General features: G+C 67.7%; 24 protein-coding genes. 16 read left to right on the top strand and 8 right to left on the bottom strand.

Annotated elements, in window-relative coordinates; all coding sequences use genetic code 11:
- The first annotated feature begins 15 nt into the window (after positions 1-15).
- From KM176_RS14475 to KM176_RS14465, 3 genes are all read left to right on the top strand, one after another.
- On the top strand, positions 16-717 hold the full coding sequence (locus tag KM176_RS14475) for a GntR family transcriptional regulator (protein ID WP_202397832.1): 702 nt from the start codon (positions 16-18) through the stop codon (positions 715-717).
- 258 nt (positions 718-975) lie between these two features.
- A complete protein-coding gene (locus KM176_RS14470; RefSeq protein ID WP_160894769.1) occupies positions 976-1,977 on the top strand; it encodes an ABC transporter substrate-binding protein in 1,002 nt (333 codons plus the stop codon).
- Between the two features lie 70 nt (positions 1,978-2,047).
- On the top strand, positions 2,048-2,935 hold the full coding sequence (locus KM176_RS14465) for a hypothetical protein (protein WP_202397833.1): 888 nt from the start codon (positions 2,048-2,050) through the stop codon (positions 2,933-2,935).
- Here the strand turns inward: KM176_RS14465 and KM176_RS14460 are convergent.
- Positions 2,932-4,326, bottom strand: a complete 1,395-nt coding sequence (locus KM176_RS14460; RefSeq protein ID WP_160894770.1) for an amidase — start codon at positions 4,324-4,326, stop codon at positions 2,932-2,934. The genes KM176_RS14465 and KM176_RS14460 overlap by 4 nt on opposite strands.
- A gap of 270 nt (positions 4,327-4,596) precedes the next feature.
- Here KM176_RS14460 and KM176_RS14455 point away from each other — a divergent pair, with 270 nt between their 5' ends.
- The 3 genes from KM176_RS14455 (at position 4,597) to KM176_RS14445 (ending at position 6,723) form a co-directional block, all read left to right on the top strand.
- Positions 4,597-5,358, top strand: a complete 762-nt coding sequence (locus KM176_RS14455; RefSeq protein ID WP_160894771.1) for an ABC transporter permease — start codon at positions 4,597-4,599, stop codon at positions 5,356-5,358.
- A gap of 1 nt (position 5,359) precedes the next feature.
- Positions 5,360-6,103 carry an ABC transporter permease gene (locus KM176_RS14450; RefSeq protein ID WP_160894772.1) on the top strand — a complete coding sequence of 248 codons (744 nt, stop codon included), beginning with the start codon at positions 5,360-5,362 and terminating at the stop codon, positions 6,101-6,103.
- A gap of 167 nt (positions 6,104-6,270) precedes the next feature.
- Entirely contained in the window at positions 6,271-6,723 is a 453-nt protein-coding gene (locus tag KM176_RS14445) for a phasin, PhaP (RefSeq protein WP_160894773.1), read from the top strand.
- Between the two features lie 18 nt (positions 6,724-6,741).
- Here KM176_RS14445 and KM176_RS14440 read toward each other — a convergent pair whose 3' ends face one another.
- Positions 6,742-8,184, bottom strand: coding sequence for an MFS transporter (locus KM176_RS14440; protein WP_160894774.1), 1,443 nt, complete (start codon positions 8,182-8,184; stop codon positions 6,742-6,744).
- A gap of 104 nt (positions 8,185-8,288) precedes the next feature.
- Between KM176_RS14440 and KM176_RS14435 the strand changes: the two genes are divergently transcribed.
- Positions 8,289-9,170, top strand: a complete 882-nt coding sequence (locus KM176_RS14435; protein WP_160894775.1) for a LysR family transcriptional regulator — start codon at positions 8,289-8,291, stop codon at positions 9,168-9,170.
- Positions 9,171-9,221: 51 nt separating this feature from the next.
- On the opposite strand, the gene KM176_RS14430 is transcribed toward KM176_RS14435, so the two are convergent.
- The 5 genes from KM176_RS14430 to KM176_RS14410 all read right to left on the bottom strand — a co-directional run bounded on the left by KM176_RS14430 (position 9,222) and on the right by KM176_RS14410 (position 14,453).
- Positions 9,222-9,674, bottom strand: a complete 453-nt coding sequence (locus KM176_RS14430; RefSeq protein WP_160894776.1) for a hypothetical protein — start codon at positions 9,672-9,674, stop codon at positions 9,222-9,224.
- Between the two features lie 213 nt (positions 9,675-9,887).
- The gene (locus KM176_RS14425) at positions 9,888-10,517 is read right to left on the bottom strand and encodes a riboflavin synthase subunit alpha (protein WP_160894777.1); all 630 of its coding nucleotides are present in this window, start codon (positions 10,515-10,517) and stop codon (positions 9,888-9,890) included.
- Positions 10,518-10,661: 144 nt separating this feature from the next.
- Entirely contained in the window at positions 10,662-12,905 is a 2,244-nt protein-coding gene (locus KM176_RS14420; RefSeq protein ID WP_160894778.1) for a xanthine dehydrogenase family protein molybdopterin-binding subunit, read from the bottom strand.
- Complete coding sequence (locus KM176_RS14415; protein ID WP_160894779.1) at positions 12,898-13,947, bottom strand: FAD binding domain-containing protein; 1,050 nt, start codon at positions 13,945-13,947, stop codon at positions 12,898-12,900. The genes KM176_RS14420 and KM176_RS14415 overlap by 8 nt, the downstream gene beginning before the upstream one ends.
- Entirely contained in the window at positions 13,944-14,453 is a 510-nt protein-coding gene (locus tag KM176_RS14410) for a (2Fe-2S)-binding protein (protein ID WP_160894780.1), read from the bottom strand. The genes KM176_RS14415 and KM176_RS14410 overlap by 4 nt, the downstream gene beginning before the upstream one ends.
- 169 nt (positions 14,454-14,622) lie before the next feature.
- Here KM176_RS14410 and KM176_RS14405 point away from each other — a divergent pair, with 169 nt between their 5' ends.
- A complete protein-coding gene (locus tag KM176_RS14405; RefSeq protein WP_160894781.1) occupies positions 14,623-15,183 on the top strand; it encodes a TetR/AcrR family transcriptional regulator in 561 nt (186 codons plus the stop codon).
- A gap of 18 nt (positions 15,184-15,201) precedes the next feature.
- On the opposite strand, the gene pobA is transcribed toward KM176_RS14405, so the two are convergent.
- Positions 15,202-16,371 carry a 4-hydroxybenzoate 3-monooxygenase gene (gene pobA, locus KM176_RS14400; protein WP_160894782.1) on the bottom strand — a complete coding sequence of 390 codons (1,170 nt, stop codon included), beginning with the start codon at positions 16,369-16,371 and terminating at the stop codon, positions 15,202-15,204.
- A gap of 92 nt (positions 16,372-16,463) precedes the next feature.
- Between pobA and KM176_RS14395 the strand changes: the two genes are divergently transcribed.
- The 8 genes from KM176_RS14395 (at position 16,464) to KM176_RS14360 (ending at position 24,511) form a co-directional block, all read left to right on the top strand.
- Positions 16,464-17,312, top strand: coding sequence for a helix-turn-helix domain-containing protein (locus KM176_RS14395; RefSeq protein WP_160894783.1), 849 nt, complete (start codon positions 16,464-16,466; stop codon positions 17,310-17,312).
- A 175-nt stretch (positions 17,313-17,487) separates the two neighbouring features.
- Complete coding sequence (locus KM176_RS14390) at positions 17,488-17,964, top strand: MarR family winged helix-turn-helix transcriptional regulator (RefSeq protein WP_160894784.1); 477 nt, start codon at positions 17,488-17,490, stop codon at positions 17,962-17,964.
- Between the two features lie 63 nt (positions 17,965-18,027).
- On the top strand, positions 18,028-19,134 hold the full coding sequence (locus KM176_RS14385) for a C4-dicarboxylate TRAP transporter substrate-binding protein (protein WP_160894785.1): 1,107 nt from the start codon (positions 18,028-18,030) through the stop codon (positions 19,132-19,134).
- 63 nt (positions 19,135-19,197) lie between these two features.
- A complete protein-coding gene (locus KM176_RS14380; protein WP_160894786.1) occupies positions 19,198-19,737 on the top strand; it encodes a TRAP transporter small permease in 540 nt (179 codons plus the stop codon).
- A complete protein-coding gene (locus KM176_RS14375) occupies positions 19,737-21,017 on the top strand; it encodes a TRAP transporter large permease (protein WP_160894787.1) in 1,281 nt (426 codons plus the stop codon). The genes KM176_RS14380 and KM176_RS14375 overlap by 1 nt, the downstream gene beginning before the upstream one ends.
- A 12-nt stretch (positions 21,018-21,029) precedes the next feature.
- Positions 21,030-21,794 carry an SDR family NAD(P)-dependent oxidoreductase gene (locus tag KM176_RS14370; protein ID WP_160894788.1) on the top strand — a complete coding sequence of 255 codons (765 nt, stop codon included), beginning with the start codon at positions 21,030-21,032 and terminating at the stop codon, positions 21,792-21,794.
- Between the two features lie 20 nt (positions 21,795-21,814).
- Complete coding sequence (locus KM176_RS14365) at positions 21,815-22,588, top strand: crotonase/enoyl-CoA hydratase family protein (RefSeq protein ID WP_160894789.1); 774 nt, start codon at positions 21,815-21,817, stop codon at positions 22,586-22,588.
- A 24-nt stretch (positions 22,589-22,612) separates the two neighbouring features.
- Positions 22,613-24,511, top strand: coding sequence for a feruloyl-CoA synthase (locus tag KM176_RS14360; protein ID WP_236045323.1), 1,899 nt, complete (start codon positions 22,613-22,615; stop codon positions 24,509-24,511).

The following is a 24,511-nucleotide window of genomic DNA, read 5'->3' as shown; positions in this document are numbered from 1 at the left end:
AAAGAAAGTATCCCGATGACCCAGACACTTGAGACCCGCTCTGAAACCACGGGGCGTCGCCAGCCGACGCGGGCTGAGGAGCTGCGGCGGGATCTGGAAGGGATGATCGTGGCCGGAGAGCTGAAGCCCGGCGACCGTCTGGATGAAACCGAGATCGCCAAGCGGTTCAACGTCTCGCGCACCCCGGTGCGTGAAGCGATCAAGGCGCTGGTCGCCACCGGCCTGGTCGAGGTCCGAGGCCGTCAGGGCACCATGGTCGCCACCCTGTCGATCCCGATGCTGATCGAGATGTTCGACCTGATGGCGGCGCTGGAAGGGCTGTGCGCCCGGCTGGCCGCGCGCCGCGCCTCCCGCGAGGAAAAGGACCGCATGTCCGAGGTCCAGGCCCGTCTGGTGCGCGCCTTCGAAGAGAACGAGCCCGAGGCCTTCTACAAGATCAACGAGGAGTTCCATGATCTTCTCTACCTCGCGGCGCATACCCATTTCCTGGCCGACCAGACCATCGCGCTGCGGCTGCGCCTGTCGCCCTATCGCCGCCAGGTGACCTTCCAGCCGGGCAAGATGCGCGCCACCCTGACCGAGCATCAGAGCATCATCGACGCCATCGAGGCCGGGGATTCCGATGCCGCCATGGTTGCGGCCAGCGAACATGTCCGCCTGCTGGGCGATCATCTGTCGGATTTCATCGCCACCATTCCCCCGCATCTTCTGGGCTGAGGTCCGGGGCTGTAACGCGCCCGGGCAGGGTGACTCGGGCGCGGTTTGGGTGATTTGGATGCAGAAATCACGTATCTGCATAAATAAGGTTTCAAACCCGCTTCAATATCACGCAGTTCCCGAAGCAGCTGCCTTCCGCTGGCGAGGATTTGAGCGTCATATGCAATTTTTCCGGATTCTAGCGATAATTTCTCCGGAAATGCTTCGAGGTATCTAAGGTTAGGTATCCCGAAACAGAATGATTGCATACGTGATACCATGAGAAAGATCCTCACCGCCTCGCTTCTCGCAGCTGTCTCCGTGTTCGGCGCGGCGTCCGCGCATGCCAACGAAGCCGTTTCCCTGCGTCTGAAATGGCTGACCCAGGCCCAGTTCGCCGGCGTTTACGTCGCCAAGGCCAAGGGCTTCTATTCGGACGCCGGCTTGGACATGACGATCCAGCCGGGTGGCCCCAACATCAACGTGGAAACCCTGGTCGCCTCGGGCGCCGACACCTTCGGCATCGCCTCGGGCACCGAGGGCGTGCTGGCCTCGCGCGCCAAGGGCCTGCCGATCAAGGCCATCGGCATGGATCAGCAGATCACCCCCTATGTCTACGTGACCAAGCCCGATTCCGGCATCAAGACCGCCGCCGACTTCAAGGGCAAGAAGGTCGCCACCTGGTTCACCGGCCCGCAATACGTGCTGTATTCGGTGCTGGCGGCCAACGGGATCGATCGCAAGGATGTCGACATCATCTCGCAATCCGTGACGCTGCAGCCCTTCATCGACGGTGATTTCGATGTGGCCACCGCGACGCTTTACAATGAATACAACACCCTGCTGGAAAAGGGCCTGACCGATCTGACGGTGATTTCGCCCGAAGACAGCGGCATGACCTCTCAGCAGGATGCGATCATCACCTCCGACAAGATGATCGCCGAGAAGCCCGAGGTGGTGCAGGCCTTCCTGAACGCCACCCTGCGCGGCTGGAAATACGCCTTCCAGCACCCCGATGAGGCCGTCGATATCGTGATGGATGCCGGCACCGGCCTGGACCGCGATCACCAGGCCAAGATGCTGGACAAGGTGAAGGACCTGATGACCGGCTCCACCGGCGCCTCCAAGGGGCTGGGCTACCTGAACCTCGATGCCATTTCCGCCGTCGAGAAGAACCTGGTGAAATACGAGGCGATCACCAAGCCGGTCGAGATCTCGGACGCCTTCGACCCCTCCTTCTGGGACAAGGTGCCCGCCGAAGACAAGCTGATGGACAAGTGATCCATCCCGCCTGACGCAGATCCGGGCGCCCTTCGGGGCGCCCGTCGTGTTTTCCCCCGGAGATTCCAAGATGCCCAGACGCCTGGCCGTGCTGTCCAACTGCCTTGCCAACCAGAATGCCAAGGTCGCCGAATTCGAGGTCTGCGCCGGCGCGATGTTCCCGCTGGTCGAGATCCTGCGCGCCGCCGATTACCGGATCCTCCAGATGCCCTGCCCGGAGATGACCTTTCTGGGATGTGGCCGCTGGTGGCAGTCGCGCCCGCAATACGACACCCCCGGCTACCGTCGCCACTGCCGCGCCCTGGCCGAAACCGTGGCCGACCTGCTGGAGGGCGCCGGGGCGGCCGAGGCCGAGGACGTGGTGCTGTTCGGCATCGACGGCTCTCCCTCCAGCGGGGTCGGCGTAACCTCTTTCGCAGAGGGATGGGGCGGGCGGCCGATGCATCATCCTTCGAAACATGTCTACGGGCGCGGTGTCTGGATGGAGGTCCTGCTGGAGGTCTTCGCCGCCCGGGGCCTGGCAGAGCCGCGCCTGATCGGGGTCGGGACGGAGCTTGTCGGCTATGACCAGCCGCAGGAGCTGGAGCGTGTGCGCGCCTTCCTCAACAGCCCTCGCCACGAGGCCGAGCCGACGCCGCCGCCCGCCCGCAAGGAGGCGCCCAAGGCCCACAGCCGGACGCCGCGCAGCCGCAGCGTTCTGGTTCTGCCCGAAGGCGGCATGAACGACGCGGCCCTGTGTGCCCGGATGGAGGCCGAGGGTTGGGGCCTTCTGCAACTGCCCCCCGACGGGCTGGAAACCGACGCCCGCGACCGGGCGCTTTCCTACCTTGTTGATCAGGTGCAGGATTATCTGGCCCATGATCACCGGGTCGCCCTGGCGCCGGGGGCCGACTGCGATCTGCTGGGGGCGGCCTTGGCGGCGCGGGGCCTTGGCCCTCTGCCGGCCTGGCCGGTCTAGTCGGGGGCGACCCCGTGCCAGTCGGTGGCGTCCTGATAGGCCGCCCCGATCCGGCACAGCACCGGTTCGGCCAGGCGGTTGCCGCAAAGCTGCATTCCGATCGGGATGCCCTCGGCGCTGCGCCCGCAGGGCAGGGTCAGGGTCGGCAGACCGCTCATGTTGAAGGGCACGGTATAGCGCCCGATCACCTGGCTGGAGGCACGGTCCGACGGGAAGGCGGCCATGTAGGCCTTCGACGGGCCGCCCACCGGCAGCGCCGGCAGCAGCACGGCGTCCAGCCCCTCGAAGGCCGCGACCAGCGCGCCGCTGTAGCTCCGCCGCAGCGCCATGGCGTCGATGATCTGGGCGCCGGAATGCCGCAGACCCCGTTCGATCAGGGCACTCAGGGCGCTGCCGTAAAGCGCCCGGTGGGCGGGGTAGCTTTCGGCATGGATACGGGCGGCCTCGGCGGCCAGCAGGAGGCTCCAGGCGTCGATGGCGGGTTCGGGGTCGGGCAGGGCCAGCGGCACCAGTGTCGCGCCCAGGCGGGCAAAGGTGTCTGCCGCCCCGGCCAGCGCCGCGCGCACGCTGTCGTCGGCTTGGGCGATCTCTGCCTCGGGCAGGCCCAGGCGCAAGCCGCGCAGGTCTGGTCGTCCCTCGACCCGGCAGGGCAGGGGGCGGGCGCGCAGGCTGGTCGGATCCTGCGGATCGGGCCCCGCCAGCACATCCATCAGCAGCGCCACGTCGCGGGCGGTGCGTGCCATCGGGCCCACCGTGTCGAAGGAGGGCGCCAGCGGATGCACCCCCGAGACCCCGATACGCCCCCAGCTGGGCTTCAGCCCCGTCACCCCGCAACAGCCCGAGGGCAGCCGGATCGAGCCGCCGGTATCGGTGCCAACGCTGGCGGGCACCATGCCTGCGGCCAGCGCCACCCCCGACCCGCTTGAGGAATTGCCGGTCCAGTGATCGGCGCCGTGGGGGTTCACCGGCTCGGTCACGCTGGAATGGTGCTGGACCCAGACGCCCTCGGTCAGGGTCAGGGCGCCCATGCGGACCATGCCGGCGGCGCGCAGGCGGCTGTCGACCGCCGAAGGGCCGCCCCTGCGGCCCCGGTGCAGCACCGGGTTGCCGAAGAGCGCCGGCTGATCCGGCGCGTCGATCGCATCCTTCACCGCCACAGGCGCACCGCACAGCGGCCCGGGGCTGTGGCCGGCGCGCAGCAGCGCATCGGCCTGGTCGGCCTCGGCCCGGGCGCGGGCCGGGGTCAGCTGGGCGAAGGCATGAAAGCGGGGCTCGGTTTGCGCGATCCGCTCCAGCAGGGCCTCGGTCAGGTCGCGCGCCCGCAGCCGCCCCGAGGCCAGCGCCTCGGAAGTCTCGGTCAGGGAAAGCCTGTACAGGGAAGTCATGTCCATGGGATCGGTCTACGCCGCCCACTCTTTCTGTGTATGCAAAATCATCACCAGGGGATTCGGAAAGGCGAAAATTTGGAGGGCCTCGCGAAAATTCGCCGCATTTTCGGTCATGCAAGCGGGCTCCCACGCGAAATTACGGATTTTGGGCGCCTGTTTGACCAAGATTTCTGGCGGAAGAGAAATGAACGGCGTTTTCTGTATGCAAACAATGGCCCTTTGTCTTCGCAGCCCCGGCGCAGGGCAGGGCGGCCTCTCAGAACAGATGGACGTATGACCGACAAACCTCTCTCTCCCACGGCGCGGGTCCTGCGCAGCGCCCCGGCGGTGGGGGCCATCGTGCTCCTGCTGTGGCTGATCCTGGTGCCGCTGCTGGGCATCTCGGCGCGCACCCTGCCGCCCCTGCCCGATGTGCTGGCCAGTGGCGCCAAGATCTGGACCGACCTGCTGCACAGCACCGTCTACACCCTGACCGAGACCTTCTTCGGCTTCCTGGCCGGGGGGCTGATCGGCATCCTGAGCGGCATCCTCTTCTGGCGCTCCAAGCGGGCCGAGCAGATGCTGCTGCCGATCTTCGTGGCGCTTCAGACGGTGCCGATCATCGCCTTCGGCGCCATCGTGGTGATCTGGTTCGGCAACGGCATGGCCTCCAAGGTGGTGATCGCGCTCTATCTTACCTTCTTCCCGGTGGCGGTGAACACCGCGCGGGGGCTGGATCGTACCGACCCCGAGCTGATCCGCCTGCTGCGCAGCTTCGGCGCCAGCGAGATGCGGATCTTCCGCACCGTGTCGCTGCCGACGGCGCTGTCCTCGATCATGACGGGCCTCAAGCTCGGCATCCAGCTGAGCCTTGTGGGCGCGCTGGTCGGCGAATGGTTCGGCGATACCACCGGCCTTGGCACGCTGCTGCTGCAAAGCCTCTACTTCGAGGACACCGAGCGCGTCTGGCTGCTGATCCTGCTGCTGGGGGTGATCGGGCAGATCCTGTTCGTGCTGCTCAGCAGCATCGAGAAACGCTTTATCTGGTGGAAATGACATGACCCGTTTCAAGAAGGCCCTGATGCCGGCGATCTCGGTGCTGCTGCTGTTCGTGGTCTGGCAGCTGGCGGTGCTGATGTTCAAGCTGCCCACCTACATCCTGCCCGGCCCGGTCGAGATCTTCGGCGGCATCTGGGACCAGAGCGACAAGCTCGGCAGCAACATCACCGTCACCCTTGGCAACACGCTGATCGGTTTCGTCATCGGCACGGCCATCGGGCTGGGTCTGGCGGTGGTCATGGTGCTGTCGGGCTGGATCTACGATTTCGTCATGCCGGTGGCGGTGGCGATCTCCTCGGTGCCGACGGCGGCCTTCGTGCCGCTGGCGCTGATCTGGTTCGGCATGGGCGATGAATCCAAGATCGCCATGGCGGCGCTGGCGGTCAGCTTCGCTGTGCTGCTGAATGCCGTGACCGGCCTGCAATCCAGCCCTCGCGATCAGGTGAACCTGCTGCGCAGCTTCGGGGCCAGCCGCTTCAAGGTGCTGCTGAAGCTGCAACTGCCCGCTGCCATGCCCTCGATCATGACGGGGATGCGGGTGGGCCTGTCGCGCGCCACCATCACCGTCATCGTGACCGAGATGCTGGGCGCCTATTCCGGCATCGGTCAGGTGATCTACCAGGCGACCTCGGTGGTGGATTACGTAACGGTCTGGGCGGCGGTTCTGGTGGCCTCGGCAGGCAGTCTGGTGCTGTACGGTCTCCTCGCGGCGCTCGATGCGCGGCTGGTCTGGTGGCGCTGAGGGCCCCCGGGACAAAGACGGCGGCTGCGGGCAAATGCGCTCGCAGCCCGTAGCATTGCCGAGAAATTCCTTGCATTTCTGCGCTGCAGCATTCCACTATGACCATGGGACGGCAGTGCGGTCTTTCCGGCCGGACACCTGTTCCGCTGCCAGTATGGGAGGAACCAATGGCAAAAGCTCAGGACTTCTCCGCAATCATGAAGGATTTCATGGGGTCCTTCCCGGTTGACAACAGCGCGATGGAAAAGGCCTTCAAGGCGCAGGCCAGCTTTGGCGAGGATTTCGCCGGTGCCGTGATCGAAGCCTCCGGAAAGGCTGCCGATCTTGCCTCGAAATGGAGCAAGGGCACCATCGCCGAGCTCTACGAGCTGACCAAGGCCAAGAAGGAACCCGCCGCCTATGTCGAGGCAATGTCGGAATGCATGGCCTCCTGTTCGGCGCTTTCCTCAGAGCATCTCGCGGCCTTTGCCGAGATCTCCAAGAAGATGCAGGTCGACACGGTCGAGCTGACGATCGCGGCGCTCAAGGATGTCACGGACGAGGCCAACAAGGTGTTCTCCGCCGCCGCGACCGAGATGTCGGCCGCAGCCAAGAAGAGCCACGCGATGGCTGCGAAATAAGCCGGCCCCGGCCCGTGTTCAGCGCGGGCCGAGCCTGCGGCGGATCAGCAGCGCCATCAGCAGCGTCAGCGCGGCAAGGCCCCAGAACAGGGCCCGACAGGCCTCGGTCACCGCCGGATGCAGCGCCCGGGGCACCGCGCCGCCCGCCACGATCCCCGAGGCGGTGGCGCTGTCGGTGCCACCCAGCCAGGTGATCAGCCCGGCATAGATCGCCGAGACCAGCGCCAGCACGATCCCCTCGGAGGCGACCCGCACGGTCGAGAACATCCCCGTCGCGACGCCCGCCTTGTCGCGCGGTGCCACCTCGATCGCGAGGCCGTCCATCAGCCCCCAGGGCAGGCCCGAGCCGAGACCGATCAGCAGCAGGGCCGGGATCAGCGCCGCCAGGGATCCGTCGAAGGGCGTCAGCCCCAGGGCGAACAGCCCGAGCGCGGCCAGCGACAGCCCGCCCGCGATCAGACGGTCGCGCCGGGGCGGGCTGAAGCGTGCCAGCAGCATCGGCACCAGAAAGACCGGCGCCGAGAGCGCCAGGGAGATTGCCGCGGCCATGACTTCGGAATGGCCGGCGCCGATCAGCTGGACCGGCACGATCACCAGAAGCGAGACGAAGCCGAAGCAGGTGGCGACCGGCAGGGCCTGCACCCCCAGGAAGGCCGGGTCGCGCAGCAGGGTAAGGTCGAACATCGGCGCCGGGCAGCGGCGTTCCCAGGCGATGAAGGCGATCAGCAGCAGCACGAAGGCGGCGATCAGCAGGCCCTGCGGTCCCGCGATCAGGCCGCTTTGCGGCACCAGGATCGCCCAGGCGGTCAGGCTGCACAGAAGCCCGGCGAACAGGGCCGCCCCGGGTGCATCGAAGCGTCCGGCCTGCGGTGCCCGGCTTTCCGGCACGGCCCCCGCCCCGCTGATCAGAGAGGCAACGGCCAGCGCCGAGGCGGCCAGGAAGACGCCGCGCCAGCCGCCCAGCGACAGGGCCCAGCCCGCGACCAGCGGTCCGAAGGCCAGCCCCAGTCCGAAGGTCGCCCCGATCATCGAGAAGGCGCGGCGCCGGGGTCCCTCGTCGGGGATCTGCGCCAGAACCGCCGTGCCGCCCGCCAGCGTGGCGGCGGCAAAGACCCCCTGAAGCCCGCGCAGCAGGTCGATCACCAGCAGGGAGGGCGCGAGGGCCAGTGCGACGCCGGTCAGTGCAAAGCCCGTCACGCCAAAGCGGAACACCCGCCGCCGGCCGATCCGGTCGGCCAGCGCCCCGGCGATCAGCGGCAGGGCTCCGAAGACCATCATGAAGGCGTTTACGACCCAGCTCAGCGCCGGGCCGGTGTTCTGGAAACTGCGCCCCAGCTCGGGCGTGGCGATGGCGCCGCCGGTGAAGGTCATCGGCATGACGGCGGCAGCCAGGCAGATCGACAGCACCATCCGCCTGTGCGTGGCGGCGTGCCGCGCGAGGGGAGGAAGGACATGGGTCATCGGGAACTCCTTGCAGGTCCGGGGAGAGACCCAGGCACTGTACGACCCAAGGAAATATCCGTAATAATCCATTAATTCCGTATATTCAGGATAGGAATTCCCGAATGGCGCTGCCCAGCCTGACCCTTCTGGAAAGTTTCGCCACCACGGCGCGGCTCGGTTCCTTCGCGGCGGCGGGGCGTCGGCTGGGGGTCTCGGCCTCGGCGGTGGGCAAGGCGATCCAGCGGCTGGAGGAGGAGATGGAGCTGGCGCTGTTCCGCCGCACCACCCGCCAGCTTGAGCTGACGGAGGCCGGGCGGCATCTTCTGACGGGACTGGCCCCGGCGCTCGACATGCTGGAAGAGGTCGTCTCGGAGGCGCGCGACAGGACCGAGCGGATCGAGGGGCCGGTGGTTCTGACGGTGCCGCTGGTGGGCTATCACCTGGTCAACGCGCGGCTGAAGGACTTTCTGGCGCGCTATCCGGGGGTGCGGCTGGACATCCGCTTTGCCGATACCATGGTGGACCTGATCCAGGAGGGGGTGGACCTGGGCATCCGCAACGGGCCGCTGCGCGACAGCAGCCTGAAACATCGGCGCTTCGGCAGCTATCGCCATGGTCTTTTTGCCGCGCCCGGCTATCTGGCGGCACATGGCACCCCGACACTGGAAACGCTGGAAGCCCATGACCGCATCACTTTCCGCTTTTCCGAAACCGGGCGGCTGCAACCCTGGCTGGCGCGTGATGGCCGGGTGCTGGACCTGTCGGCCCCGCGCCTGGTGACGACCGCGATCGAGGGCGCGCGGACGGCGGCGGTGGCGGGGATGGGCATCGCCTGGCTGCCCGATTTCATCCTGGCAGAGGACCTGGCCCGGGGCCGGCTGGCGCGGGTGCTGGAGGAGGAAGTGGACGAGACCGGCGAATTCTTCCTGGTCTGGCCGGCGGCCCGGGCCTTGCCCCGGCGGCTGCGGCTGCTGATCGACCACCTGGTGACGCCTGGCGCCTGACACGGGAAAGGCCCCCCGAAGGGGGCCTCTCATTGCGCGGTAACGCTGCGATTACTTGTAGTTGGCGGCGGGGCCGACGACCTTGGCAATGGCCTGGGTGGTCTTGGTGATCAGCACGACATAGTCGTTGACGACGCGATATTCCTGGCCCGAGGGGGCCTTGCCCAGCTTGCTGTTCGCAGCCGGGGTGAACTTGTGGCCGGACTTGCCGCTTTCGCCGACCTTGGGCGCCTTGGCCTTGCTGGTGGCGGCCTTCGCGGTCGAGGAAGACTGCGCTGCGGGCTGCTGCTTGGTCGCGGTCTGGTGGCTCGAGGCCTTCGGCGTGGTCGAGGTCGCCGGGGCGGTGGAATGCTGTTTCTGCTGGGTGGATTTCTGATCCTTGCAGCCGGACTTGGAGGTGCAATCCTGCTGCTGCTGCATGTTGCCCTGGGTCTGCGCGAAGGCGCCGGAGACCGGGCCGAAGGCCAGAAGGGCGGTCACTGCGAGTGCAAAAGTCTTGTTCATGATTATGGTCACTTGCCTGATTGCGATAGGTATTGAACGCAGCGGCCGTCGGGTTCCGTTCCGAAAAAATCCGATTTCGTGAAAAAAATCCTGGCACGTAGCGTCAGCGCGGTGTGCCGTGTCCCCTGGGAACCCGCAAGGCGGGTCCGGGGGCAGGGGGCGCGGCTGGGCAAGCTTTGGCTCAGCCTGCCGCATCAGGCGAGGCGGCGCGGCTCAGCGCCCGCCAAGGTATTGCGGCATCAGCCTTTCCAGAGTCCGCTCCATCACGTCGACGGTGACCTTGGTCTGGTGATCGACCTCGATATTGACGTGATCGCCGGGTTGGTAGTCGCGGAAGGTGGTCTGGCGCAGGGTCTCGGGGATCAGGTAGACGGTGAACTCCTGGCCTTCCGCCTCGGCGACGGTCAGGCTGGCGCCGTTGATCGCGATGAAGCCCCGGTCGAAGATGTATTTCGACCATTCGGCGGGCACGCGGAAACGCAGGAAGGCGCCGTCCTCCTCGGTCTTCAGCGCCACGATCTCGGCGGTGCAGGAGATGTGGCCGGCAATCGGATGGCCGCCGTTCTCGTCCGACATCTTGGCAGAGCGTTCGACATTGACGGCCATGCCGGGGGCGAGGCGGGACAGGTTGGTGCGCTCCAGCGTCATGGTCATGGCATCGAAAGAGACCTTCGAGCCCTCGATCACGGTTGCCGAGAGGCAGACCCCCTCAATGGCGACGCTGCCGCCGATCTTCAGATCCTCCAGGTGGTCCGGATCAATGTCGATGACGAAGCTGCGGAAACCCTTGTGCTCTGTCACGGAGGCGACGGAGGCGACGGTCTGGACGATGCCGGTGTACATGCTGTGGCCCTTTCGGTTCGTTGCCCGACAGATAAGCGCAGCCGGGCCCGGGCGAAAGGGTTTCCCGCCCCTTGATCGGTGCGCCCTTGCAGGGGCGCCGTGATCGCAGGCAGGGCGGGGGGCGTTGCGGCCCCCCGCGGTGGCTCATTCGGCCAGCAGATCCTCGATCCGGATCGGAAAGCGGCGGATGCGCTTGCCGGTGGCGTGCCAGATCGCATTGCCGATGGCGCCGACGGTGCCGGTGACGCCGATTTCTCCGACGCCCTTGATGCCGAGGATGTTCACATGGGGATCCTCCTCGTGCACGGTCAGCACCTCAAGGCCGGTCACGTCGGCATTCACCGGCACGTGGTAGCCCGCCAGATCGGCATTCAGCACCCGCCCGGTGCGCGGATCGTGATGCGCCTCCTCGTGAAGCGCCATGCCGATGCCCCAGATCATGCCGCCGTAAAGCTGGCTGTCGGCCAGGCGCGGGTTGATGATCCGTCCGGCGGCAAAGGCCCCGACCAGACGGGTGACACGCACCTGACACAGCTCCGGATCCACCTTCACCTCGGCAAAGACCGCGCCATGAGAGGACATGGCGTGGCGCTGCGCATCCTCGGGCGGACGCGCGGCGCTGCCGCCCCCGGTCAGGGACTGGCCGCCATGCCGGGCCAGGATCGCCTCGAAGGCCTCGGCGCGGGTTTCGTCATCCACCAGGAACAGCTGTCCGTCGCGGGCCGCGACCCGGGCATTGCCGGCGCCATGCAGCGGAGAGGCCGGATCGGCGGTGGCGATCTCCGCCAGCTGGCGGATCACGTCGGTCCCGGCGGCATGGAGCGCGCCGCCGGCGGTGGCGGTATGCCCCGATCCCCCGGCGACCCCGCCATCGGGCAGAGAGGAATGGCCGGAATGGAAGGTCACCTTCTCCAGCGGCAGGCCAAGCGCATCGGCGGCGATCTGCGCCAGCGCCGTCCAGGCACCCTGGCCCATGTCGGCGGCGGCGGTCTCGACCAGGGCGGTGCCGTCGGGGTTCAGCGTGGCGCGGGCCTGGGCCTGGAACATCGGCGCCGGGAACAGCGCCGTGCCCATGCCCCAGCCCACCAGCATGCCCTCGGCGTCACGCATCTGGCGCGGCGTCAGCGGGCGGTGCGCCCAGCCGAAACGCTCGGCTCCCAGTCGGTAGCAGTCCCGCAGCGCCTTGGAGGAATAGGGCCGCCCGGTGCCGGGCTCCGTCTCGGCATAGTTCAGCAGCCGGAAGGCCAGCGGATCGAGGCCCGCCTGCTCGGCCATCTCGTCCATGGCGCATTCCAGCGCGGCGGAGCCCGAGGCCTCTCCGGGCGCGCGCATCGGGCCGGGGGTGCCGACATCCAGCCGCACGCCCCGGTGGGTCGAGCGCAGCGCCTGCGCCGCATAGAGCCCCTGGGAGGCATTGGCGGCAGGTTCGTGGAAATCGTCGAAGCTTGAGGTCTCGGACAGGCTGTCGTGATCCAGCGCGGTCAGCGCGAAATCATCGTCGATCCCCAGCCGCAGCCGCTGCCGGGTGGCGCCGCGATGGCCGGTGGGGCCGAACATCTGGGCGCGCGGCAGCATCAGCTTCACCGGGCGGCCCAGGACGCGCGCCGCCAGGATTGCCAGCACCTGCGGGCCGGTGGGGATCGCCTTGGAGCCGAAGCCGCCGCCCAGATAGGGGCTGGAGAGGGTGACGTTCTCGACCGGGATGCCGAAGAACCAGGCATAGGCGGCGCAGGACATGGCCAGGGCCTGGCTGGGCAGCGCCAGGTGCAGCCGGTCCCCCGTCCATTCCGCCACGACCGCGTGGGTTTCCATGGCGTTATGGTACTGCGGCGCGGTCGTGTAGGTCACATCCAGCGCCCGGGTCGCCGCCCCATGGGCCGCCTCGATATCGCCGTGCAGCGTGGCGGCGGGGCGCCCGAACCCGCCCGGTTCCACCGGGTAGGCGGCCTCTTCGTCCAGGGTGACCCGGGGCGTTTCGGCGGCGTATTGCGGGTTCAGCAGGCGCACGCCCTCGGCGGCGGCCTCGGGGGTTTCGGCCAGGACCATGGCGATGGGCTGGCCGGCATAGCGCACGCTGTCGTCCTGCAAGACCTCGATCCGGAACGAGAACATGGTGGGCTTTTCGGCGGGATCGCCCTCAAGGAAGGGGCGGTTGGCGGGGGTCAGCACGCGCACCACGCCGGGATGGGACTCGGCGCGGGCGATATCCAGATGGGTGACGCGGCCCCGGGCGATGGCGGCGGGGGCGCAGAGCGCGTGCAGCAGGCCCGCAGGTGCGGTGTCGGCGGCGAAGGCGGCGGCGCCGGTCACCTTGGCGATACCGTCGCGCCGGGTCACCGGCTGCCCGGCGTTGGAGCCGAAGCGGAAGGGCTGGGCGATCTCAGGCATGGGATACCTCCTGGGCGGGGGAACGGAAGACCGATCCGGGCAGGGCGGGCAGGGTTTCGGGGGTGCCGAGGGCCGCCATGTGCAGGGCTTTCTGGGCGGTGCGGATCGCCAGCAGCCGGCGCCAGTTCTTGCGCGCGGCAGGGTCGGCGCCCTCAAGCGCATGGGCCGCGGCGCGGGCAAAGACCTCGGCCCCGGGGGGCTGGCCGATCAGCAGCGCCTCGGCTTCGGGGACGCGCCAGGGTTTCGGGGCGATACCGCCCAGGGCCAGCCGGGCAGCGGTGATGCGCCCGTCGCGCAGCTCCAGCGCGGCGGCGGCCGAGGTCAGCGCGAAGGCGAAGGAGGTGCGCTCGCGCACTTTCAGATAGGCGGCATGACCGGCAAAGCGGGCCGCCCCGGCGGGCAGGCGCAGCGCCACGATCAGCTCTCCGGGGGCGAGGGTGGTGGCGGTTTCGGGATGCTCGCCCGGCAGGCGGTGCAGCGTGGCAAAGGGAACCTCGCGGTGCCCGTCGGGGCCGGCGACCTCGACCACCGCGTCCAGCGCCAGCAGCGGCACGCAGAGGTCGCTGGGGTGGATCGCCGAACAGCCCTCGCTTGCCCCGATCAGGGCCAGCCCGCCCACCTGCCGGGCATCGCAGCCGCTGCCGGGATTGCGGCGGTTGCAGGCGCTTTCGGGCAGCTGGAACCAGGGGCAGCGGGGCGCCTGCATCAGGTTGCCGCCCAGCGTCGCGGCATTGCGCAGCTGTCCCGAGGCGCCCGACAGCAGCGCCTCGGCCACCATGGGGAAGCGCGCGGCGAAGCCCGGGTGATCGGCCAGGTCGCTGTTCTTCACCAGCGCGCCGATCCGGGCGCTGCCGTCGTCGGCCAGATCGATCTCTGATAGGCCGGGAATGCGGGTGATGTCGATCACGGTGTCGGGTCGGGCGACGCCGATCTTCATCAGGTCCACCAGATTGGTGCCCCCGCCCAGCCAGGCGGCGCCGGGATGCCAGAGCGTCAGGGCCTGCTCAAGCGTTGCGGGTTGCTTGAAATCGAAGGGCTTCATGCGGCGTCTCCGGTCTTTGCGGCGGTGTCGGGATGGACCATGCTGCGGGTGGCCTGCTGCACCGCCAGGGTGATCCCGTGGTAGGCGGCACAGCGGCAGATGTTGCCGCTCATGCCTTCGCGGATGCGCTCCGGATCGGTGCCGGCGCGGCCCTCGGCGATCAGGCCGACCGCGCTCATGATCTGGCCGGGGGTGCAGTAGCCGCACTGGAAGGCGTCGTTGTCGATGAAGGCCTGCTGCACGGGATGCAGCGTGCCCTCCGGTGCCAGCCCTTCGATCGTGGTGACCTCGGCGCCCTCCAGGGTCGCGGCAAGCGTCAGGCAGGCGGTGGTGCGCCGCCCGTTCACCAGCACGGTGCAGGCGCCGCACTGGCCGCGGTCGCAGCCCTTCTTGGTGCCCGGCAGGTCCAGCCGGTCGCGCAGCAGGTCCAGTAGCGTCACGCGCGCGTCCTCGAACGCGATGGCGCGGGTGACCCCGTTCAGGGTCAGGGTGATGGAGAGTGACATGCGTCCCCCCTTGGCTCATGTGACGATTATGCGAAGATCCGGGCCTCGCGCCCGGGGAGAGAGTTCCGTATGATCGGGCCAGCCGCGCCGGTCGGGGCGGCTGATGGGATAATAATACGGAGGCACCCTCCGTTTTCAAGGGCGGGGTGACGATTTCTTGCAGGCCCAGATGCGCAAACCCCGGGCGGATGCCCAGAAGAACCGTGAAAAGCTGATTGACGCGGCCCGCGAGGTGCTGGGCGGCGGCGGCCCCGAGGCCAGTCTGGAAGCGGTGGCGCGGCGCGCGGGCGTGGGAATCGGCACGCTCTACCGGCATTTCCCGAACCGCGAGGTGCTGTTCCATGCGGTGTTCCGGCAGGACCTTGAGGGGCTGGTGGAGCAGGCCGAGGCGCTGGAACCGGGCGAGGCGCCGCTGGAGGCGGTGCGCGGCTGGCTTCATGCCAACGTGGCCCTGGTCGAGACCAAGCGGGGGATGCTCGGCGCGCTTTCGGTGGTGATGAGCGAGGAATCCAAGCAGACCTACGCAGAGCTGACCGGTCGCGTGGTCCGGGCGCTGAACCGGCTGCTGGCGGCGGGCGTGGCACGCGGCCAGATCCGCGAGGGCATTGCCGCCGAGGATCTGCTGCAGACGATGTACGCCTTCTGCTATGCGCGCGAACCGGGGCCGGAGTGGCGCGCCCATGTGCTGCGTCTGCTCGACATCTTCATCGACGGCCTGCGCCGCGCCTAGGGGCGCAGGCCGGATGGGTCAGAAGGGCAGGCCGATGTAATTCTCGGCCAGGTCCTTCTGGGCGGTCTCGGATTCGGCCAGATGGGCCAGGGTGGCGCGGCGCATCTGCGCGGCAAAGCTGTCCTCGCCGTCGAAACGGTGCAGCATCGTCGTCATCTGCCAGGAGAAACGCATCGCCTTCCAGATCCGCGCCAGCGCGCGTTCGGAATAGCCGTCGATGCCGCTTTCATCGCCCGACCTGAAGACCCTGATCAGCGCCTCGGACAGGTAATGCACGTCCGACACCGCCAGGTTCAGCCCCTTGGCGCCGGTCGGCGGCACGATATGCGCCGCATCGCCCACCAGGAACAGCCGGCCCCACCGCAACGGCTCCGACACGAAGCTGCGCAGCGGCGCGATGCTTTTCTCGATCGAGGGTCCGGTGATCAGCCTGGCGGCGGCGCTGGCGGGGATGCGGCGCTTGAATTCGCTCCAGAAGCGCTCGTCCGACCAGTCCTCGACCTTGTCGCTCAGCGGCACCTGGACGTAGTAGCGCACCAGGCTTTCGCTGCGCATCGAGGCCAGGGCAAAGCCGTGGTCCGAATTGGCATAGATCAGCTCGTCATGGACGGGGGGCGTGCGCGACAGGATGCCCAGCCAGCCGAAGGGGTAGACCCGTTCGAATTCGCGGCGCTTTTCCTCGGGGATGGTCTTGCGGCTGACGCCATGGAAGCCGTCGCAACCGGCGACATAGGCGCAGCTGAGGCTGCGGCGCTCGCCGGCGACGGTGAAGGACACCTTGGCCTGGGAAGCATCCAGATCCTTGATCACCACGTCCTCGACATTGTGCAGGATCGTCGTGCCCATGGCATCCTGCGCGCCGTAAAGGTCTTCGGTCACCTCGGTCTGGCCGTAGACCATCACCTGCTTGCCGGTCAGCCGCTTGAAGTCGATATGCACCATCCGGTCGCCGTCGGTGATGTAGGTGCCGTCATGGGGCAGGCCCATGCGGTCCATCCGCTCCGACACGCCCGCCTCGCGCAGCATCTCGACCGAACCCCATTCCAGGATCCCGGCGCGGATGCGCGACAGGACGTGTTCGCGGGTCGAACGTTCCAGGATGGTCGTGGCGATCCCCGCGCGGTTCAGCATTTGCGACAGCAGCAGGCCGGAAGGCCCGCCGCCGATGATGACGACCTGGGTATCCATGGGTGATTTCCTCCTAAAATCTGCGGCGAAGATAGACCTTGGCCAGGGCGGGGCGAATGGACGGGCCTCGCAAAGGCTGGTACTTTTCGGGCATGATGCGAACTGACCTCATCCCCGCCTTCACGCTGTTTGGCGAAACCGGTGCCTTTCCGGACGTGATCCACTGCGAACGGATCTGGGACCGGGCGCGTCTGCATGACTGGGTGATTTCCCCGCATCGCCACCACGAGATGGTGCAGGTCTTCTTCATGCGGCAGGGCGCCGCGAAGGTGCGATTGGACGGGCGGGACAGTGGTTTGCAGGACGGAGACTTCCTGTTCGTGCCGGCGGGCATCGTCCATGCCTTCCAGTTCCGCAAGGGCTGCGAGGGGCTGGTTCTGTCCTTTCCCGCCACGGTGATCGCCGGGATGGCGCGGGCTTCGGGGGATCTGGGACAGGCCCTGCGCGCGCCTTTCAGCGGCCAGGCGCCCGATTTCGCCGTCACCCTGATGGATGAAATCGCGCAGCAATTCGCCAGCTCTGGCACTTTTCGCGCAACCCGGCTGGTGGCACTGGCCCATGCGCTGTTCGCCACCCTGGCCGCCGATCAACCCCAGGACCCCGCGCCTGCCAGCCCCGCCGATCTGCGGATGCGCGCCTTCGAGGCGCAGGTGGCCGCCCATCTGGGCGAGGGCTGGCGGGTGGCCGACCATGCCCGCGCCCTCGGGATCACGCCGGGCCACCTGACGCGGATTTGTCGTGCCGCCACCGGCCTCAGCGCCTCGCGCTACCTGGAGACTGCCGTGATGACCGAGGCCGCGCGATTGCTGGCCTTCACCCGGATCAATGCCGCCGAGATCGGCTACCGGCTGGGATTCGAGGATCCTTCCTACTTTTCCCGCCGCTTCCGGGCGCTGCGCGGAGAGACCCCCTCGGCCTATCGTGCCCGGGTCGCAGGCTAGCGGATTCTGGCGGAAAAACCGGAGGCGCCCTCCTGTCCTTCTCGGGGCGATCCGACTCACATGTCATGTAAATTCAGTGGGATAGAGCGAAGAATTTCCGCAAAATCGGCCTCCACAATATAGTTATTGACCATAATCATTATCCCATATAGCGTTCCGATAAGAGGAGGAGCGGATGCCGAAATCGGAAGAGAATCCGGACCATCGGGAGGCGTCGGGCGTGGAGGATACGGTGCTTGGCAACCTGATCGGATACCGGATGAAGCGGGCCTACATGCAGATCCAGCCGGAGGCGCAGCGCGTTCTGGCCGAGGATGACCTGCGGGTGGTCAGTTTTTCCTGCCTGTCGATCATCACCGACAATCCGGGGATCGTGCAGTCCGAGCTGGCAGAGGCGTTGCAGATGGAGCGTTCCAACCTGGTCGTCGTCATCGACGAGCTGGAGGATCGCGGCCTGATCGCACGCAAGAAGGTTCCCACCGACCGGCGGCGCTATGCGCTGACCGCGACATTGCGGGGTCGCCGTCTGCGCGACCGCGCCGCCCTTCGGGTCAGGCAGGTCGAGGACGCGGTCGTCGGCTGTCTGGATGCGGAGGACCGTGCCCGCCTGATGGCCGTTCTGGAACGGCTGGAGGCCCGGCGGGCGCGCTGAAGAGGGAGGGCCCCGGCCAGCGAGAGGAGCGCTGGCCCGGGTTGCACACAGGGAGGAGATACCATGAAAACGCGCATTGCCGCGACCGTGCTTGCATGTTCGGTCGCTGCGCTGGCGGCTGCCAGCGCCCAGGCCGACACGATCCGCGCCACCAGCGGCTTCGGCCCCAACCACGCCATCGCCAAGGATGTCTATCCGGCGATGTTCGCCAAGCTTTCGGAGCTGACCGACGGCCGCTGGAAGGGCCGCGACACGCCCTCGGGGCTGGTCGCCCCGAACGAGATGTCGACCGGCCTGCGCGACGGCGTGACCGATTTCGGCCCGTTGCTGATGCCCTATTTCATCGCCGATTATCCCGAAAGCGCCATGATGTCAGAGCTTTCGATGCTGGGCTCCTCGGCGCAGGTGGTTTCGGCGGCGGTGACGGAATATGTCGTCACCTGCGCCCCCTGCCAGGCGGAATTCAAGCGCAACGGCCAGGTTTACCTCGGCTCGGACGCGACGCCGCTTTACGACATCCTGTCGACCAAGCCGGTGAAGACGCTGGAGGACATGAAGGGGCTGAAGATCCGCTCGGGCTCGCCCTTCTATGCCGCCTTCATCGAGAAGACCGGCGGCGCCCCGGTGCAGATGCCCTCGAGCGAGCTGTTCGAGAGCCTCAGCCAGGGGGTGATCGACGCCACCTTCAGCTCTCCGCACGAGGTGATCGCGAACCGGTTGGGCGATGTCGTCGATTACGTGACCGAGATCGAGGAGGGGGTCTTCAACGGTGCCGCCACCACCACGGCCTCAAAGATGCTCTGGGACCGGATGAGCGCCGAGGACCGCGGCGCCCTTGCCACCGCCTCGCAATACGGGCTGGTCGCGGGGGTGGACGGTTTCGGCAAGCAGATCGAGGAGGTCCGCGCCGAGAAGCTGGTGACCTTCATCGCGCCGGACCAGAGCCTGATCGACGCCCGCGACAGCTTCAACGCCGAGCGTCTGGCCAATGCCGCGACGATCCTTGAAGGCCGTGGCGTCACCGACGCCCAGGCCAAGATCGACCGCTACAAGGCGCTGATCGACAAGTGGGAAGGCCTGATCACCCCGGAGATGACCCCGGATGAGCTGGCCGCCCTGCGCACCAAGGAAATCTGGTCGAAGATCGACCTCGCCTCCTACGGCGAGTGACGGCCCGGGGGGCGCGCCCCGAACCGGCGCGCCCCCGATCTTCCCGTTCCCCCGGAGACCGAAATGCTGAACCTTCTCGAAACCGCCATTGCGCGGCTGAGCATGGTATTGGGTGCGCTGGTGCTGCTGGCGATGATGCTTCAGGTCGTGATCGACGTCTTCACGCGCACCTTTCTGGGCGCCGGCTTTCCCGCTACCCCCGACCTTGTGGGCAAGTACTACATGGTCGCGGTCAGCGTGCTGCCGCTGGCGCTGACCGAGCTGAAGCGCCGCCATATCGAGGCCACCGTCTTCACCCACAACCTGCGCGGCGTGCCGCTGCGGGTGGTGCAGATGCTGGGCTTCGGGATCTTTACCGCAGTGCTGGCGGTGATGACCTGGGGCTCCGGCCAGGAGGCGATCCGCCAGATGTCGCGCGGCGCCTATATCGAGGCCGGCACGCTGAAGTTCATCACCTGGCCCAGCTACTGGATCCTGCCGATCTCTTTCGCCCTGGCGCTGGTGGTGCTGCTGATCCGCATCTTCGAAACCCTGACGGGCCGCTTTGGCGATCATGACGACGATCCGGTCGGCGCCCTGGAAGACATGCAGGAGGAAATCTGATGGATCCGGTCACCATCGGGGTTCTGGCCCTTGTCGCACTGCTGGTCCTGATCGGCCTCCGGGTGCCGATCGCCGCCAGCCTGATCGCGGTCTCCTTCGTGGGGATCTGGGCGGTCGCGGGGCTGCGCCCGGCGATGTCGATGCTCTCGACCATTCCCTACACCACCTCGGCCAGCTGGACGCTGTCCTCGATCCCGATGTTCCTGCTGATGGGCTACATCGCCTTCCATTCCGGCCTGACCCGCGGCCTGTTCGAGGCCGCAAGGGTCTGGTGGGGCTGGCTGCCGGGGGGGCTGGCCATCGCCTCGCTCGCCGGGGCCTCGGGCTTTGCGGCGGTCTCGGGCTCGTCGGTGGCCTGCTCGGCCGCCATCGGCCGGATCGCGGTGCCGGAAATGGCGCGGGCGGGCTACGATCTGCGCATCGCCACCGGATCGGTCGCCGCCGGGGGCACCATCGGGGCGCTGATCCCGCCCTCGATCATCCTGATCCTGTTCGGCATCCAGGCCGAAACCTCGATCAACGACCTGTTCCTGGGTGGCCTGATCCTGGGTCTCGGATCGCTGGCCTTCTACGTCGCCGCCGTGCTGATCGTCTGGTGGCGCCACCCCGAACGCCTGCCCCGCGCCGCTGGCCATTCGATGGGCGACCGCTGGAAGAAGACGCTCGAGATCTGGCCGGTGCTGCTGCTGATCGGTGCGGTCTTCGGCGGGCTTTTCTCGGGTATCTTCACCGCCACCGAGGCGGGCGCCTTCGGCAGTTTCATGGCGCTGGCCATCGGCATCGGGCGCCGCACCCTCAGCTGGGCGCGCTTCAAGGAAAGCCTGGTCGATACGCTGCTGTCCTCGGGCTCGCTCTTCATCATCGCCATCGGTGCGAACCTCTTCACCCGGCTGGTGGCGATGTCGGGGCTGTCGATGCAGATGGGCGATTTCGTAGACGGGCTGGGGCTGGGCACGCTGACGCTGCTGCTGCTGATCGTGCTGATCTATCTGGTCATCGGCATGTTTCTTGAGCCCATCGGGGCGCTGCTGCTGACCCTGCCGCTGTTCCTGCCGGTGCTGGCGGAACACGGCGTCGACAAGCTGTGGTTCGGCCTGCTGGTCGCCAAGCTGCTGGAGATCGGGATGATCACGCCGCCGGTGGGTCTGAACGTCTTCGTCATCCATTCCGTCGCGCGCGACTACGTGCGGCTGGAGCAGATCTTTGCCGGGATCGTCCCCTTCATCCTGGCCGATCTGGCTCTGGTTGCCACCATGCTCGCCCTGCGCGGCTTCATGTAAGGACTTTTGAACATGGAGATTTCCGATACCATCGCGCTTGTGACCGGGGCCGGGAGCGGCCTTGGCGAAGCCACCGCCCGCCGCCTGGCGGGGCTGGGCGCGAAGGTCGCCGTCATGGACCTGTCCGAGGCCGCCGCCGCCCGCGTCGCGGACCAGATCGGCGGGATCGCGGTTGCCGCCGATGTCGCGGACAGTGCCGCGGTCGAGGCTGCCTTCGCGACGGTCGCCGCGCAGCTCGGTACGCCGCGCATCGTGGTGAACTGCGCCGGGATCGGCACCGCTGCCCGCATCCTGCCCCGCGACGGCGCCCTGCCCATCGACGCTTTCGAGCGCACGCTGCGGGTCAACCTGCTGGGCAGCTACGTGGTCCTGAGCCATGCCGCCAAGGCCATGTCCGCTGCCGATCCGCTGGATGCGGACGGCGCGCGCGGCGTCATCGTCAACACCGCCTCGGTCGCCTACCAGGACGGCCAGATCGGCCAGGCGGCCTATGCGGCCTCCAAGGGGGGTATCGCCTCACTGACGCTGCCGGCGGCCCGCGAACTCGCCCGCTGGGGCATCCGGGTCATGACCATCGCGCCGGGCCTGTTCGAGACCGCGATGAGCGCGGGCCTGCCCCCTGACGTGCGCAAGACGCTGGAAGCGGGGCTTCCCTTCCCCTCCCGCATGGGCCGGCCCGGCGAATATGCCATGCTGGTCCAGCAGATCATCGAAAATCCGCTGCTGAACGGCGAGGTGATCCGCCTCGACAGTGCCGTCCGGCTTGCCCCGAAATGACAGCTCCGAAGGAGATGCTGATGTCCGCCCCCGAACAATTCCTCACCACCGCGCTGGACGGCCATATCGCCACCATCACCCTGATCCGCACCGACAAGCGCAACGCGATGTCCGACGGGCTGATCGCCGCGCTGGAGGCCGCCTATGCCGGCCTGCCAAAGGAGATCCGCGTGGTCATCCTGACAGGGGCGGGGGGGCATTACTGCTCGGGGCTGGACCTGTCGGAACATGTGGCGCGCTCGGCCGAGGAGGGCGTCTACCATTCGCGCAACTGGCACCGGGTCATGGACATGATCCAGTTCGGCGGTCGGGTGACGATCAGCGCCATGACCGGCGCGGTGATCGGCGGCGGGCTGGAAATGGCGGCGGCCACCCATGTGCGCATCGCGGAACCCTCGGTGATGTTCCAGCTGCCCGAGGGGCGGCGCGGCATCTTCGTGGGCGGCGGCGCCAGCGTCCGGGTGGGGCGCATCCTGGGCCCCGACCGCATGGTCGAGATGATGCTGACCGGGCGCAAGTACAACGCCGACGAGGGCCTGTCGCTGGGTCTTGCCCATTACAGCGTCGGCGCGGACGAGGCGCTGCCGCTGGCCCGCAAGCTGGCGGAACAGATCGCCGGGAACGCGCCGATGTCCAACTACTTCATGGTTCAGGCCCTGAGCCGGATCAACGACATGTCCCGCGCCGACGGGCTGTTTACCGAAAGTCTCTGTGCCGCGCTGGTGCAGACCACGCCGGACGCGGAGGAGGGGCTGCGCGCCTTCCTGGAGAAACGCGCGCCCGTGTTCCGCTGAACCCCGCCTGAGGAGGAGGAGACGATGGAGGATTTCTCGATGACCAATATCCCGCCGCTCATGCAGGACAATATCGAGGAGCGCGCGGCCTGGGCGCGCGCCAATACCAAGACGCAGTGGATCGCCCATGACACGCTGCGCGAGGACCGGCCCGACGGCACGATCCGCCTGCGTGCCCGCCAGCCGATGGGAGAGGTCGTGCCCAACACCGGCACCTGGCTGCACCGCTGGGCCGAAGAGGCGCCCTACCGCGTCGCGATCTCGGAACGGGTGACGCCGGGGCTGGATCGCGGCCCCTGGCGCAACGTGACCTACGGAGAGCTGCTGATCCAGGTGCGCGCCGTCGCCTCGGCGCTGCTGGAGCGGGGGCTGGGGCAGGGCGACTGCATCGCGCTGATGTCGGGCAACGGCGTCGACCACCTGCTGCTGTCGCTGGCTGCGCAGTACGTGGGCGTGCCGGTTGTCCCCCTGGCCGAGCAGTATTCCCTGATCGAAGAGGCCCATGGCCGGCTGGTCTACGTGCTGGACAAGGTGAGCCCGAAGATGGCCTTCGTCGATGATGCCGGGCGCTACGCCAGGGCGCTGGCACTGCCGCAGTTGGAGGGTGTCGAATGCGTTGCCGCCCAGACCGGCGGCGCGCCGCGTCCCGTCACCGCCTTCTCCGAGATGCTGGAAACGACCGAGCATCCCGACCTCGACAAGGTGCACGCCACCGTCGGGCCCGAGACGCTGGCGAAGATCCTCTTCACCTCCGGCTCCTCCTCCGATCCCAAGGGGGTGCTGACCACCCATGGCATGATGTGCGCCAACCAGACGCAGATGTCGGCGGTGATGCCCTATCTCTCGACCCATCCGCCCCGGGTCACCGACTGGCTGCCCTGGAACCACGTCTTTGGCGGCAGCCACAACGTCAACATGATGCTGGCCCATGGCGGCACCCTGACCATCGACCACGGCAAGCCCACCAAGCGGGCCTTCCCGGTGACCCTGGCCAGCCGCCGCGAACGCCCCGGCACCCTGGCCTTCAACGTTCCCGTCGGCTTCCAGATGATCACCGAGGCCGCGGAAGAAGAAGAGGCCCTGCGCCACACGCTGTTTCGGGACATGGACCTGATCTTCTACGCCGGCGCTTCTCTGCCGCAGGAGGTCTGGCTGCGGCTGGAACGCTTCTGCATCGAGGCGCGCGGCGGCCTGCCGCTGATGGCCTCCAGCTGGGGGCTGACCGAAACCGCCCCCGCCTGCGTCATGGTGCACGAACCCATCGGGCGCTCGGGCATCATCGGGGTGCCGCTGCCGGGCGTCGAGGTCAAGCTGATCCCCGATGACGAGATGCGCTGCGAGATCCGCGTGAAGGGGCCGAACGTCACCAAGGGCTACTACGCCGCCCCCGAGAAGACCGCCGAGGCCTTCGACGAGGAGGGCTTCTTCATCACCGGCGACGCGGTGCGCTTCGTGAACCCCGACGATCCCTCGCGCGGGCTGATCTTCGATGGCCGCGTCTCGGAGGATTTCAAGCTTTCCACCGGGACCTGGGTGCAGGCCGGCACGCTGCGGATGAATGTCCTCGACCGGCTGAAGGGGCTGGTGCAGGACGTGGTGATCTGCGGCCATGACCGGGGAGAGATCGGCGTCTTCCTGTTCCCGCAGGCCAGCCTTTCCGCCGAGGCGACCGAGGCCGAGGGCGCTTTGATCGAGCCCCACCTGGCCGCGAAGATCGAGGAAGCGCTGCGGGCGCTGAACGCCACGACCTCGGGCTCTGCCAAGCGGGTGACCCGGGCGCTGATGCTCTCCGAGGCGCCGTCGCTGGCCGATCACGAGGTGACCGACAAGGGCTCGCTCAACGTGCGCAAGATCCTGACGCGCCGAGCGGCGCTGCTGGAACGCCTTTACGACAATGAAGACCCGGCGCTGATCCGCGTCTGA

The organism is Pseudooceanicola endophyticus (assembly GCF_018760365.1).
Classification (GTDB): domain Bacteria; phylum Pseudomonadota; class Alphaproteobacteria; order Rhodobacterales; family Rhodobacteraceae; genus Pseudooceanicola; species Pseudooceanicola endophyticus.
The sequence above is the reverse complement of the archived record's forward strand: the minus strand, read 5'-3'. Positions and strand labels throughout refer to the sequence as shown.

Coding starts and splice junctions, on each gene's coding strand:
- KM176_RS14475 (WP_202397832.1), top strand. CDS start 16: ATGACCCAGACACTTGAGACCCGCTCTGAAACCACGGGGCGTCGCCAG.
- KM176_RS14470 (WP_160894769.1), top strand. CDS start 976: ATGAGAAAGATCCTCACCGCCTCGCTTCTCGCAGCTGTCTCCGTGTTC.
- KM176_RS14465 (WP_202397833.1), top strand. CDS start 2,048: ATGCCCAGACGCCTGGCCGTGCTGTCCAACTGCCTTGCCAACCAGAAT.
- KM176_RS14460 (WP_160894770.1), bottom strand. CDS start 4,326: ATGGACATGACTTCCCTGTACAGGCTTTCCCTGACCGAGACTTCCGAG.
- KM176_RS14455 (WP_160894771.1), top strand. CDS start 4,597: ATGACCGACAAACCTCTCTCTCCCACGGCGCGGGTCCTGCGCAGCGCC.
- KM176_RS14450 (WP_160894772.1), top strand. CDS start 5,360: ATGACCCGTTTCAAGAAGGCCCTGATGCCGGCGATCTCGGTGCTGCTG.
- KM176_RS14445 (WP_160894773.1), top strand. CDS start 6,271: ATGGCAAAAGCTCAGGACTTCTCCGCAATCATGAAGGATTTCATGGGG.
- KM176_RS14440 (WP_160894774.1), bottom strand. CDS start 8,184: ATGACCCATGTCCTTCCTCCCCTCGCGCGGCACGCCGCCACGCACAGG.
- KM176_RS14435 (WP_160894775.1), top strand. CDS start 8,289: ATGGCGCTGCCCAGCCTGACCCTTCTGGAAAGTTTCGCCACCACGGCG.
- KM176_RS14430 (WP_160894776.1), bottom strand. CDS start 9,674: ATGAACAAGACTTTTGCACTCGCAGTGACCGCCCTTCTGGCCTTCGGC.
- KM176_RS14425 (WP_160894777.1), bottom strand. CDS start 10,517: ATGTACACCGGCATCGTCCAGACCGTCGCCTCCGTCGCCTCCGTGACA.
- KM176_RS14420 (WP_160894778.1), bottom strand. CDS start 12,905: ATGCCTGAGATCGCCCAGCCCTTCCGCTTCGGCTCCAACGCCGGGCAG.
- KM176_RS14415 (WP_160894779.1), bottom strand. CDS start 13,947: ATGAAGCCCTTCGATTTCAAGCAACCCGCAACGCTTGAGCAGGCCCTG.
- KM176_RS14410 (WP_160894780.1), bottom strand. CDS start 14,453: ATGTCACTCTCCATCACCCTGACCCTGAACGGGGTCACCCGCGCCATC.
- KM176_RS14405 (WP_160894781.1), top strand. CDS start 14,623: ATGCGCAAACCCCGGGCGGATGCCCAGAAGAACCGTGAAAAGCTGATT.
- pobA (WP_160894782.1), bottom strand. CDS start 16,371: ATGGATACCCAGGTCGTCATCATCGGCGGCGGGCCTTCCGGCCTGCTG.
- KM176_RS14395 (WP_160894783.1), top strand. CDS start 16,464: ATGATGCGAACTGACCTCATCCCCGCCTTCACGCTGTTTGGCGAAACC.
- KM176_RS14390 (WP_160894784.1), top strand. CDS start 17,488: ATGCCGAAATCGGAAGAGAATCCGGACCATCGGGAGGCGTCGGGCGTG.
- KM176_RS14385 (WP_160894785.1), top strand. CDS start 18,028: ATGAAAACGCGCATTGCCGCGACCGTGCTTGCATGTTCGGTCGCTGCG.
- KM176_RS14380 (WP_160894786.1), top strand. CDS start 19,198: ATGCTGAACCTTCTCGAAACCGCCATTGCGCGGCTGAGCATGGTATTG.
- KM176_RS14375 (WP_160894787.1), top strand. CDS start 19,737: ATGGATCCGGTCACCATCGGGGTTCTGGCCCTTGTCGCACTGCTGGTC.
- KM176_RS14370 (WP_160894788.1), top strand. CDS start 21,030: ATGGAGATTTCCGATACCATCGCGCTTGTGACCGGGGCCGGGAGCGGC.
- KM176_RS14365 (WP_160894789.1), top strand. CDS start 21,815: ATGTCCGCCCCCGAACAATTCCTCACCACCGCGCTGGACGGCCATATC.
- KM176_RS14360 (WP_236045323.1), top strand. CDS start 22,613: ATGGAGGATTTCTCGATGACCAATATCCCGCCGCTCATGCAGGACAAT.